We start from the raw sequence: 11,531 nt of genomic DNA, 5'->3' as shown, positions 1-11,531 counted from the left end.
GGGGCGCCGGGGCGGGCGCGGGGGCGGCCCCGGGGGCGGGCGGCGCCCCCCCCCCGCCACAGGGTCGCGCGGGGGTGTTACAGCGCCGGGTGGGCGTTCTTCAGGAGCTCCTGGAACTGGGCCGAGAACCACTGGCCCGAGATCGGGGCGTCCGGCAGCGCGCCCGACATGCTGTTCCCGTTACGGGCGTTGCCCGTGTAGGTCGGGTCGCACATCCGGTCGAAGCCCTTGCCCTCGTTGTTCGGGATCTCCTTGCTGGCGCCGTCGGACTCGCCCGGGGGCTTCATCCAGACGTACGCGTCGATGCCCGTGGCGGGCGCCGCCTGCGGCCGCTCGCCGAGACCCGCGCCGGACTGGTTGCACCAGTTGCCGAGGTGGATGCGCCGGTCGTAACGGCCGCCGTTGACGTAGGTGTCGACGCTGGTCGTCGCGCCCGGGGCGGTGGGCCGGGCGGTGCCGCCCCAGCCGTTGCGGGAGGTGTCGATCAGCATGCCGAGGCCGCTGTCGAAGCCGAGCTGGACCAGCTTGGCACGCATGGCCTGGGCGTAGGACAGCTCGTCGGTGTACCGGTTCCAGTCGACCCACTTCGACTGGCGCACGGAGACGCCGTTCACGCTGTCGCCGATCGTGAAGTGGTTCTCCTTCAGCGCGCTGTAGTTGGCGGTGTTGACGATGAAGCCGTGGACGTTGGAGAGCGTGGAGCCCTCGGCGGTGGCCGCCTGCTTGAACAGTTCGGCGGAGGGGCCGAAGTTGTCGTCCCAGCCGAGCCAGCCGTGGTGGCCGGCGTCCACGTAGTTGTAGACGTTGCCGATCGCGCCGAGCTTCCTGAGCGCGTAGCCGACGCCGGTGACGTAGTTGCCGTTGGCCTTCATGACGTCGCAGTTGGGCGTGGCGGTCGGGCGGCCGGAGACGTTGGTGACGAGGTTGGGCAGCGAGTCGATCTCGACCGTGGTGACGATCCGCAGCCCCGCGTACTTGGGATCGGAGAGGATCGCGGCGATCGGGTCGATGTAGTCGGTCTTGTAGCGGCCGATCTCGGTCGGGCCGAGCTCGCCGTTGGAGGCGAGCGCGGCGCAGTCGCGGCCCGGCAGGTTGTAGACGACCAGCTGGACGACGAGCTCGCCGGCGCCCTTCTGCCGGAGGGCCTCGTCGAGGTGGGCGCGCAGGCCCATGGAGGTGGCGGAGCCGTTGACGGCGGCGATCCGGTCCAGCCAGACCCCGGTGGGCCGGCCGGAGATCTTCGTGCCGCCGGGCTCGGCCGCCGCCTTCGCCGCCCACTCCGGGTTCACGTACACCTTGGCGCCGGCGTACGGGTTGTCGGCCTTGCCGCCGGCCGGCGGCGGGGTGGTGGGAGGCGTGGTCGGGGGCGTCGTGGGCGGGGTGGTCGGCGGCTGGGTCGGCTCGGTGGCGCCGTTGCAGACGACCCCGTTCAGCTTGAAGGTGGCCGGTACGGCGTTGGTGCCGCTGTACGAGCCGTTGAAGCCGAAGGAGGTCGAACCCCCCGTGGCCAGGGTCCCGTTGTAGGAGAGGTTCTTGGCGGTGACGGCGGCGCCGGACTGGGTGATCGTGGCGTTCCAGCCCTGGGTGACCCGCTGGTTGCCCGCGTAGGACCATTCGAGGGTCCAGGCGGCCACGGGGTCACCGGTGTTGGTGACGGTCACGTCGGCGCCGAAGCCGGTGTTCCACTGGTTGGTGATCCGGTAGTCGACCCGGCAGCCGGGGGCCGCGGCGCCGGCGGTGGCGGTGCCGAGGGCGGTGGCGGTGGCGCCGGTGGCCGTGATGAGGCCGAGGGCCGCCAGGAGGGCGGTGCGGCTGGTGCTTCTGGTGCGGCTCATGCGGGTGGGTGTTCCTTTCAGGACGTCGGATCAGGAAGTGGGATCAGGGGGGGCGGGATCAGGGGGGGGGGCGGGATCAGGGGGTGAGGCCGCGCAGGTGATCGCGCAGCCCGATGCCGAACGCGGTGGGAGTGCCGTCGTACGAACTGATCAGCGCGGGACCCGAGTTGCAGTTCCAGGTGTTCCAGGTCCAGCCCAGGTACGAGAGACGGCGGTCGTCGAACCACGTCATGACGCGGTCGATGAACCCGTGTCCGCAGGTGTTCTCGCCGATCTCGCCGGCGAGGAGGGGAACCTCGGCGGCCACCGGGGCGAGGGTGGTGTTCCAGCACGTCTCGTCGGAGCAGGTGTTGAAGTTGTAGACGTGCCAGGCGGCGGCCAGATTGTCCGCCGGGTCGGTGGGGGCGTACGCGAGCCACTGGCTCAGGTCGTTGGAGTACGCGATGCCCGGGACGAGGACGAGGTTCCTTGCTCCCGTGGCGCGGACCGCGTCCACCAGGTCCTGCATGCCGGCGACCTCGTAGCCGATGCCCGGGCAGCTGCCGCCGTCGCGCCAGCAGGTCCACGCCTGGGTCGCGGTGGAGGTCGCCCGGTCCGGATAGGGCTCGTTGAACAGGTCGAACACGACGCGCCGGTCGTTCTTGAAGGTGTTCGCCACCGAGGTCCAGAACGCCGGGGTGTACCGGGCGCCGGGCATCGGCTTCTGGCAGGAGGCGTGCACGTCGGAGCAGCCCGCCGAGTTGCCCGTGTACAGACCGTGCGTCCAGTGCAGTTCGACCACGGGTGTCATGCCGTGGGCGAGGACCCTGTTCACCAGGTCCCTGACCGCGTCGACGTAGGGCGTGCCGCGGTACGCGGGCTTGATGTTGTCGAGGCCGAGCCAGCACTCCTCGTTGAGGGGGATGCGGACCGTGTTGGCCTTCCAGTCGGCGATGGCCCTGACCGAGGCGTCGTCGACGGGGCCGTCGAAGAAGCCGTGGCCCTGGACGCACATGAACTCACCGCCGGAGCGGTTGACGCCGAGGAGGCGTCGGGTGGCGCCGTTCTGGTCGGTGAACCTGTTCCCGGACACGCTGAGTTCGGGCGCGCCGGTGACCGGGGTCGGTGTGGTCGGGGGAGTGGTGGGCGGTGTGGTCGGAGGGGTGGTCGGCTCGGTGGGTGTGGGTGTGGGTGTGGGTGTGGGTGTCGGCGTCGGGGGGACGTCGGTGTCGCACGGGGCGCCGTTGAGCGTGAACGCGGTGGGAGCCGTGTTGGCGCCCGACCAGGAGGCGATGAAGCCGCCCGACACCTTCGCTCCCGTGCCGAGCGCGGCGTTCCAGCTCTCGTTCACGACCGTGACGGCGGTCCCGGACTGGGACCACTTCCCGCCCCAGCCCTGACTGACGGACTGGCCGGCCGGGAACCTGAAACCGAGGCTCCAACCGCTCAGCGGAGCGGCGTTGTTGGTGATCGTGACGGCGCCCTGATAGCCGCCGGCCCACTGGCCGACGACCGAGTACTCCACCGTGCAGACGGGTGCGGCCGCGGCTCCTGAGGCCGCACCCGAGAGGGCGAACGCGGTGCTCGCCATCGTGAGCGCCGCTCCGGAGAGCAGCGCGAACAGACGTGGGGGATGTCGCATGAGCGAGTCCTCGCAGCGAGGGCACACCTGTGACGGTGTGCCGACCGGACGGATTCGCTCCCACTGGTCGGCCAGACCGTAGCGTCAACTGCCGCCAAGGAAAAGAGGTGTTGGGTGAATTTCCTCGTCCGTTGCCTTCGACTCTTCACGCACCTTGACGCCGCAGCGCCCCAACTGCACAGTGGGAGCGCTCCCACTGGTTCACAGCTTGTCTCCAGGCACGTTCCGCTCTTCGCTCCCCCCGCCTCCACGAGCCGCGAGGAGAACCACCCGCATGCCACGCCTCCGACCGAGAACGAGCCCACGCCGGCAGCACCGTCGCCGCGGGCCCCGCGCTCGTGGCCTCCCCGAGCGGGCGACACCCACCTCACCGCGACCCCCGCCGCGCCCGTCTTCACGTACCACCGGCTCTGGGTCCAGGCGGACCTCGCCCCGGCCATGGGCTCGTACGCCGAGCGGCTCGCGCGGCAGCCGCCCCGCAGGGAGCGGCTCGGCGTACGGCGAGGCCGGGCGGCCGCCGGAAGGCGCCGCCCGGCCCGCACGCGCACCCGGGCGGTCCGCGGGATCAGGCGCCCGTCGTGGAGCCCGGGCGGACGATCATCAGGACGACGATGACCGCCCAGAGGACGTTGAACATCCCGGTGGTCATGGAGAGCCGGGACGCGATCGGCCGCGCCTCCCGCTCCGGCGCCGCGCCCTCGGCCAGGGCGAGCAGGCGTCGCTGGCCCGGCAGGATCGCCAGGCCGAGGAGGGCCGCGGCGGCGACGGTGAGCAGGAGCGAGACGATCAGCCACGCGTCGGTCAGCACGCCGAGCTGGGCGCCGGTGGCGATGCCGAACACCGGGACGACGACACCCGCCACGGCGTACCCGGCGCAGACCCGGTGGAGCAGCCTGGCCGTCCCGGTCCCGGTGTCCCTGCCGGTCAGGGTCCCGGCCTCCCCGGGGTGCGCGTCGGGCTCCCCGCCTCCGAAGGCCCGTAGTGCGACGCGCGGGAACATCGACGCCGCCACGGTGATCGATCCGACCGTGACGATCGCGACCAGGACGTGGACGGACAACAGGAACTCGGTCACGACGTGTGCCTCCGCGGGGGATGCCGAGCAGAAGCTCGATGGACTGGCTGCCAATATGTTGGCTACCAATACATACACTGCCTACGGCTCTCTTGTGTAGGCTGCCTACCTATGAAGGCGGATGCGGTGCGAGGGCACCTGGACGGACTGCTGCTCGCGGTGCTCGAACCGGGCCCGCTGCACGGCTACGCGATCATCGCCGCGGTCCAGAGCCGCAGCGGGGGCGTGCTCGAACTGCGGACGGGCACGATCTACCCGGCCCTGAACCGGCTGGAGCGGGTCGGACTCCTGAGCAGCAGCTGGCAGTCCTCGGGCGAACGGCGCCGGCGCTGCTACGAGCTCACCGACGCGGGCCGGCACACGCTCGCCGGCGAACGGACCGCGTGGAACGAGTTCACCGCCGCGATCGGCTCGGTCCTGAACCCCGCCACACCGCCCGGGCTCGCCACGTGAACGCCGCCGCCACCGGCCCCGACCCCCTCGCGGAGTACGTCGCCGACCTCGACGCGGCCCTCCACGGACCGGCCCGGGCCAAGGCCCGGCTGATCGAGGAGATCCGCGGCGGGCTCGCGGACACGGCGGATGCCCACGTCGAGCAGGGGGTCCCGCGCCGGGACGCGATCGGCGCGGCGGTACGGGAGTTCGGCACCGTCGGTGAACTCGTCCCCGGCTGCCAGCGCGAACTGACCCTCGCCCAGGCCCGCCACACCGCCCGGGCGGTCGCCCTCACCGCCCCCTTCCTGATCGCCTGCTGGTACCTGGCCGGGGCCCCCGACCACGACCTGACGGGGCTGATCCCCCGCACCGCACAGCTCCTCGCCGTGCACCTGGCCGGTGTCGCCATCGCCGCCACCCTGCTCGCCGCCGGGACGCTCGCGATCACCGGCACCCTCGCCCGCAGGCTGCCCACACCGCCCCGGCTGCCGCTCGTGGTGGCCTGGACGGGCACCACCGCGGGCATCGCCCTGGCGGTCACGACCCTCGCGCTCGCCACCGCCTCCGCCCTCGCCACCGACTGGCCCCTGCTCGCCTTCGCGGGCGCGCTCGCGGCCGCCTCCCACGCCGTCGTGGCGGCCTCGGCCCGCGCCTGCCGCCGCTGCGCCCGCCTCCCGGTCTCCGGAACACCGGCCCGCTGACCGCTCCGCACCACCCTTCGCCGCAATCCCGCCGGCCACCGCGTCGCACGGCGAGGAGCCCCTTACCGGCCCGGCCGTCCGCGTGGGAAGCGCGAGATGACGGCCCGGTCGGCCACGATGGAGCCATGAGCCACGGTTTCGAGACACGCACCCTGGACGTCACCACGGGGAGGGCGGAGACGGTCCACGACCTGACCCAGGAGTGCGCCTCCTTCCTCGCCGAGGTGGCACAGGGACGGGACGGACTCCTGAACGTCTTCGCACCCCACGCGACCACGGGCGTGGCGCTGATCGAGACCGGATCGGGAAGCGACGACGACCTGCTGTCGGCCCTCCACCACCTGCTCCCCGCCGACGAACGCTGGCAGCACCGCCACGGCAGCCGGGGACACGGCCGCGACCACGTCCTGCCGGCCATCGTCCCGCCCCACGCGACGCTCCCCGTGATCGCCGGCGAACTGGCTCTCGGCACCTGGCAGTCGGTGTGCCTCGTCGACACCAACAAGGACAACCCCCACCGCCAGGTGCGCCTCTCGTTCCTCGGGTGACGGGCCCGGCGGCTCCTGGGGCCTCGTGCTCAGCAGGGGCGGCCGGCGCCCGCACGGTGGCCGACCAGGGCGGGGACGGCCCTCGGGTGGTCGACGCGGGTGCGCAGGACCGGGGTCCAGCCCGCGTCCGGCCGCAGCGGCTCGTCGGGGAACTGCGCGTTGTGGACGGCGAGGAGGTCCACCGGCCGGCCGTTCACGTAGTTGCCCGCGGTGGTGACCGGCGCGTCCTTCCACCTCTTCAGGATCTTCCCGGCCGGCACCCCCTCGGCCAGCGTGAACGCGTTCTTCTCCGCGAAGAGCCGGGACTCCAGCCCGACCCCGAGGCTGTACGCGTAGGGGGCGGCGCTCGGCACCACGAAGTGGTTGTTGTACGCGTCGACCTGCCCGAACCGGACCCGGGGCGCCCGCTCGACCACGTTCTCGAAGAGGTTGTGGTGGAGGGTGACCCGCAGCTTCCCCCGGTCGGTGGCGCCCGCGCTGTCGCTGTTGCCGATCATCAGGGTCTTGTCGTGGTCGGTGAAGACGTTCCAGGAGACGGTGACCAGGTCCGCGCCCCGCACGATGTCCAGCTCGCCGTCGTGCCGCTGGTAGACCTCCCCGTAGTACGAGGGCAGCGAACTGTCCGGGTGGGCCCCGTCGGTGAAGGTGTTGTGGTCGATCCAGACATGGGTGGAGCCGTACACGACGAGGCTGTCGTACTCGGAGTTCCACGCCCCGGTCGCGCCGTCCGTCGGGTCCCACTGCGGGAAGCAGTCGAGCGGGCTCTCCAGCGTGAGGTCACGGACCACGACGTTGTCGACGCCCTGCACCTGGAGGCTGCCGCCGGTGATCCCGGCGTTCCCGCCGACACCGCTGATCGTGGTGTTGGCGGGCACCCTGACCTTGATCGCCTCGCCCTGGGCGGTCGCGGACGCGGCCCGCAGCTCCTCCTGGGGGCCGCTGACCACGTTCTCGTACCCCCAGACGGCGGGGTCGTAGTCGGCGAGGTAACGGGCGAAGTCGTAGCCGGGCGCCTCGAAGGCGGCGCAGCCGGCGGCGGTGGCGTTCAGCGTGCCGACCACCTTGACGATCCTTGGCTCGGTGCCGGGCACGGCGAGCGCGGCCCGGAACTCCTCCCAGGTGGTGACGGTGAAGACCCGCGAGGCGGGGGCGGCGGCCCCGCCGGTGGTGCCGGTGCCCGCGGACGCCCAGCCGTCACCGGCCGGGAGCGTCACACGGGCGGGGTCGGCGCTCGGGCGCGGGGCGGCGTGGGCGCCGGCCGCGGGGGCGGTGACCGTCAGGGCGAGGGCGGCCGCGGCCACCGCTCCCCGTCGCGTACGTCGGTTCATGGACGGCTCTCCTCGGAGGTGGCGGTGCGGGGGGAACGAGGTGTGGAATCGGGTGCGGGTGCCGACGGGGGCGCGGTCTCGGGTGCGGGCCAGGTGATCAGGCCGGCGGGGATCTCGGTCTCGGTGCGGCGCGTCTCGCGCGGCGCGAGGACCTGGGTGCGGAGCAGCTCGGCGACGACCAGGCGGGCCACCGCGATCGCCCCCGGCGGGTTGAAGTGCGTGTCGTCCCGCTCGGTCGCCGTCCAGTTGAAGTACGACTTCGTGGCCTCGGGGCCGAGCCGCTGCCACAGGGCGAGCGACAGCGCCGCGATGTCCAGGAGCGGGACGTCCGACGTGCGGGCGGTCTCCCGCATCGCCGCCGGATACGCCCCGTGGGTGCGCAGCGCGGTGCCGTCCGCGTCGAACCCGCGCCGCTCGACGGAGGTGGCGAGCACCGGGAGCGCGCCCCGCGACCGCGCGGCCTCGACGAAGACCCGCAGGTTGTCCTGGTAGGTGGTCCACGGCTCGGTGAAGCGGCGGGGGTCGGCGGCCTTCTGGTCGTTGTGGCCGAACTGGACCAGGAGCAGGTCGCCCGGGCGGAGCGCCGTCAGGAGGGTGTCGAGCCGCCCCTCGTCGAGGAAGCTCTTGGTGCTGCGCCCGTCGACGGCGTGGTTGGCGACCCGCACGCCCCGGTGCAGGAAGAAGGGGAGGGCCATGCCCCAGCCCGTCTCGGGCGCGGCGTCGGAGTACTTCTGGGCGGCCGTGGAGTCGCCCGCGAGGAAGAGGGTGCGCATGCGGGGGGTGTCCTTGGGAACGGGCCGGGGAAGCCCCGGCCAGGGCGAGCGCGAGGCCCGCCCCGGCCGTGACCACCGCGCGGCGGCCTGCGCTCACGGGTTCTGCCGCTTCCATTCGGCCTGCGCCGCGTTCAGCTGCTCGGCGAGGTGGTCGAGGAACTCCTTCGCGGTGGACGTGCCGAGCAGGACCTTCTGGAAGCCCGACTCGTTCTCGGCCTTGGAGATGGTGTTCCAGTCCGGCAGGTAGTACGGCAGCTCCACGATGGTGGCCCTGCTGCTGAAGAGGACGTCGGCGCCGAGCTTGGTCGGCTCCGCCTCCTGGAGCCACGGGTCCTTGGCGGCCTCGGTGTTGGCGGGGATGGCGCCGGCCGACCTGTTCCACTTGCTGTTGGAGGCGTGCGAGGCCGCGAACTCGATGAACTTCCAGGCGGCGGCCTTGTTCCTGCTGGAGGAGAAGAGACCGAGGCCGTCGACCGGGTTGGAGACCTGCACCCGGGTGCCGTCGTCCAGGGTCGGGTTGGGGATGCCCCGGAACTTCTCCGTGCCGAGCGCCTTCACGTGGTCCTGGTAGGAGCCGAGGTTGTGGTTCAGCATGCCGATCTCGCCGCTGTCCCACTGGGCGACCATCTTGGTGAAGTCGTTGTTGACGTCGGCGGCCGGGGTGGTCCGCTTGAACAGTCCGGCGTACTTCTCCAGGGCGGCCACGTTCCCGGGAGCGTTGACGGTGGTCCGGTCGCCGTTCCAGAACGTGGTGATGCCGCTCTGGCCGTACATCGCGTCCAGGGCCTGCGCGATCGAGCCCGCGCCGCCGCGGATCGTGTAGCCGAAGCGGTTCCTGTCGGTGGCGGTCAGCTTCTCGGCCGCCGTGTAGAAGGCCGACCAGGTGGCCGGCTCCGGCAGCCCGGCCGCCTCGAACAGGTCGGTGCGGTAGTAGAGCACGCCGTTGCTGGCGGAGGTGGGGACGGTGAACAGCTTGCCCTGCCCGCCCGCCGACTTCACGCTCGTGACCATGGCGGCGTTCAGCTTGCCCTTGAGCGAGCCGCCCTCGACGCGGGCGTCGAGCGGCTCCAGCGCGTTCTGCGCCGCGATTCCGGCGAGCATCGCCGCGCCGACACCGCCGACGTCGGGCAGACCACCGCCCTGGATGGCGGTGTCGTACTTGGACTGGACCTCCTTGGAGGCGATCCCGACGTACTCGACGTCGATGTCGGGGTTCGCCTTCTCGAAGTCCGCGATGATCTCCTTCCACACGTCGGTGCGGACACCGCCGTTGTTGTCCCAGAAGGTGATCTTTCCCTTGCCCGATCCCTCGGTGCCCTTGTCGCCGCCCGCGCCGCTGCCGTCGTCACCGCAGGCGGTGGCGGTCAGGGCGAGGACACCGGTCAGGGCGAGGGCGACAGCGGCTCTGCGCCGTCCGCCGGGGAAGATGGTCATCGTCGGCTCTCTTCTCTCGGGGTGGTACGAGGTACGGGGGGTGGTGCGGGGGTGTGGGGGAGCTCGGGGCCGCCCGGACGGGGAGCCCGGTCGGACCGTGGCGCCGGCCGGCCGGGCGGGGACGCGGGTCGGCGGGCATGGCGGTCGGCGGGGGTGACGGTCGGGCCGGGTGACGGTCAGGCGGGGGGGACGGTCAGGCGGGGGTGACGCGGAAGTCGGAGAACACGGCCGTCCCGGCGTGTCCCGCGCCCTGCGGCGCTCCGGCGAAGAGGCCGAGCAGCGCGCCGACCCAGCGCCACGGGGTGGCGGCGAACTCCGGCCCGAGCGGGACCGGACGGCCCCCGCCGGAGGGACCGGTGCCGTCGCCGTCGTGGGGGGCGTACGAGAAACGGCAGCGCGCGTCCGTTGTCACCTCGATCCGCAGCAGGACCCGGTCACCGGGGACCGGCCGGGAGCGCGCCGCGTCCCGTTCCCGGTCCGTGCCCGCCGGGGCGAAACGGTGCACGAGCCGGGCCGTGCCGTCCGGGGCCCGCTCCAGGCCGATCCACGCGTACGCGTCGCCCAGGACGACGAGCCCCGCGCGGGACCCGGGCGCCCCGGAGCCGAGCCGGAGCCCGGCCTCGACCACGCGCGCCCCGGCGGGCAGCCGTTGGGTGAGGACGTGCGGCACGGTCCGCAGATCGCCCAGCCGGTCCGTCCGCACACAGCCGAGCCGCAGCCCGTCGCCCGCGTGCTGACTGGCCCAGCCCTCGGCCGGGTTGGCGGTCCACTTGCGGTAGGTGCCGTCGCCGAGATCGCCGGTCGCGTACGGCTCGCCGCCGACCTGACCGGTCGGCGCCGGCCTCACGAGGTCACCGCCGTGCGGACCAGGGCGGCGGCCCCGGCCCGGTCGAGGCGGCCGTCGGCGACGACCGTCACCACACCCCGTACGAGGGTCTCGCCGTCCGCCACCGCGAGGCGTGTCTCGTGGGCGAGGGAGGAGCCGACCCCCGGGTATTCGGCGGCGCGGACGAACCACGGGTCCTCGCGGGTCCGCGCGGTCGCCCCCGCGAACACCAGGGTCCAGCCCTCGCCCGCGAGCGCCACCCAGTCGGCGCGGCGCCCGTGCACCGCCTCCTCGCCGTCCCCCTCCGCCGTGAACACCGCCGGGGCCGTGGCCTCCTTCGGCGCGCGCCAGAAGAATCCGCCGTACGCGGCGCCCGGCCGGCCGTTCGTCGCGGGGCTGCCGATCGACAGGTCCCGTCCGGACACGTTGGTGAGCGAGAAGGTGAGGCCGAGTGCCCAGGCGGAGTCGGTGAGCGCGGTGGCCGCCACCGTGCGGTGCTCGCGGAGGAGCGGATCGCCGGCCGCCGTCCAGGTCAACTCCTGCACAAAGCTTTCCGGTTCGCGCCGCGTGAACCCGTCGTGCCGCTGCGCGCCGTGGTTGTCGAGTGCGACGGGCCCGCGGTCGCGGACGAAGGTGCGGCCGCCCCAGAAGTTGTGACCCGCGACGTCGGGCACGGCGACACCCGCCCCCAGGTGGTGCGGATGGTCCTCGGGCAGGCTCTCCGTCACCACCCGCCCGGCGAGGGTGGTGACGGGGTGGAGATGAGGCCGGGGCGCGTGGCCGGGGGTGAGAGCGGACCGGGTCGTACAGCGGGCGACGGCGCGCCCCGCGCAGTACAGGACCGTCGCGGATGCGGATGCGGATGCGGACGGGGCTGCGGATGCCGGTGCGGATGCCGGTGCGGAAGGAGAGGAGGAGCGGGACGAGGAGGCGGACGGGGGCGGGGACGGGGGGC

General features: G+C 73.0%; 10 protein-coding genes and 1 pseudogene. 3 read left to right on the top strand and 8 right to left on the bottom strand.

Features of this window, described 5'->3' with window-relative positions; translation table 11 throughout:
- Positions 1-77: 77 nt before the first annotated feature.
- The 3 genes from ABT129_RS22575 to ABT129_RS22565 all read right to left on the bottom strand — a co-directional run bounded on the left by ABT129_RS22575 (position 78) and on the right by ABT129_RS22565 (position 4,531).
- Positions 78-1,835, bottom strand: a complete 1,758-nt coding sequence (locus ABT129_RS22575; RefSeq protein ID WP_351904350.1) for a glycoside hydrolase family 6 protein — start codon at positions 1,833-1,835, stop codon at positions 78-80.
- A gap of 76 nt (positions 1,836-1,911) precedes the next feature.
- Entirely contained in the window at positions 1,912-3,456 is a 1,545-nt protein-coding gene (locus tag ABT129_RS22570) for a cellulase family glycosylhydrolase (RefSeq protein ID WP_351904348.1), read from the bottom strand.
- 565 nt (positions 3,457-4,021) lie between these two features.
- Positions 4,022-4,531 carry a hypothetical protein gene (locus ABT129_RS22565; protein ID WP_351904346.1) on the bottom strand — a complete coding sequence of 170 codons (510 nt, stop codon included), beginning with the start codon at positions 4,529-4,531 and terminating at the stop codon, positions 4,022-4,024.
- Positions 4,532-4,642: 111 nt separating this feature from the next.
- On the opposite strand from ABT129_RS22565, the gene ABT129_RS22560 reads away from it, so the two are divergent.
- The 3 genes from ABT129_RS22560 (at position 4,643) to ABT129_RS22550 (ending at position 6,215) form a co-directional block, all read left to right on the top strand.
- Positions 4,643-4,984: a PadR family transcriptional regulator gene (locus tag ABT129_RS22560; protein ID WP_351904343.1), complete on the top strand. Its 342-nt coding sequence runs from the start codon at positions 4,643-4,645 to the stop codon at positions 4,982-4,984.
- Entirely contained in the window at positions 4,981-5,667 is a 687-nt protein-coding gene (locus ABT129_RS22555; protein WP_351904340.1) for a permease prefix domain 1-containing protein, read from the top strand. The genes ABT129_RS22560 and ABT129_RS22555 overlap by 4 nt, the downstream gene beginning before the upstream one ends.
- 125 nt (positions 5,668-5,792) lie before the next feature.
- Positions 5,793-6,215 (top strand): secondary thiamine-phosphate synthase enzyme YjbQ, encoded by a 423-nt coding sequence (locus ABT129_RS22550; RefSeq protein WP_351904337.1) that lies wholly within the window; start codon positions 5,793-5,795, stop codon positions 6,213-6,215.
- 29 nt (positions 6,216-6,244) lie between these two features.
- On the opposite strand, the gene ABT129_RS22545 is transcribed toward ABT129_RS22550, so the two are convergent.
- The 5 genes and pseudogenes from ABT129_RS22545 to ABT129_RS22525 all read right to left on the bottom strand — a co-directional run bounded on the left by ABT129_RS22545 (position 6,245) and on the right by ABT129_RS22525 (position 11,415).
- Positions 6,245-7,543 (bottom strand): pectate lyase family protein, encoded by a 1,299-nt coding sequence (locus ABT129_RS22545; RefSeq protein ID WP_351904335.1) that lies wholly within the window; start codon positions 7,541-7,543, stop codon positions 6,245-6,247.
- Between the two features lie 71 nt (positions 7,544-7,614).
- Positions 7,615-8,413 (bottom strand): annotated as a pseudogene (locus ABT129_RS22540) (rhamnogalacturonan acetylesterase); the annotation flags it as partial.
- Entirely contained in the window at positions 8,410-9,750 is a 1,341-nt protein-coding gene (locus ABT129_RS22535; RefSeq protein WP_351904329.1) for an ABC transporter substrate-binding protein, read from the bottom strand. The gene ABT129_RS22535 and the pseudogene ABT129_RS22540, both read right to left, overlap by 4 nt.
- A gap of 193 nt (positions 9,751-9,943) precedes the next feature.
- Complete coding sequence (locus tag ABT129_RS22530; protein WP_502981856.1) at positions 9,944-10,597, bottom strand: beta-xylosidase family glycoside hydrolase; 654 nt, start codon at positions 10,595-10,597, stop codon at positions 9,944-9,946.
- Positions 10,594-11,415 carry a DUF6807 domain-containing protein gene (locus ABT129_RS22525; protein ID WP_351904371.1) on the bottom strand — a complete coding sequence of 274 codons (822 nt, stop codon included), beginning with the start codon at positions 11,413-11,415 and terminating at the stop codon, positions 10,594-10,596. Before ABT129_RS22525 ends, ABT129_RS22530 begins: the two co-directional genes overlap by 4 nt.
- Positions 11,416-11,531: the final 116 nt, after the last annotated feature.

Origin of the sequence: Streptomyces sp. NPDC002057 (genome assembly GCF_040296665.1) — a bacterium.
Lineage (GTDB): Bacteria > Actinomycetota > Actinomycetes > Streptomycetales > Streptomycetaceae > Streptomyces.
Note: the sequence above shows the minus strand (reverse complement) of the source record. Positions and strands in the feature narration are given on the sequence as shown.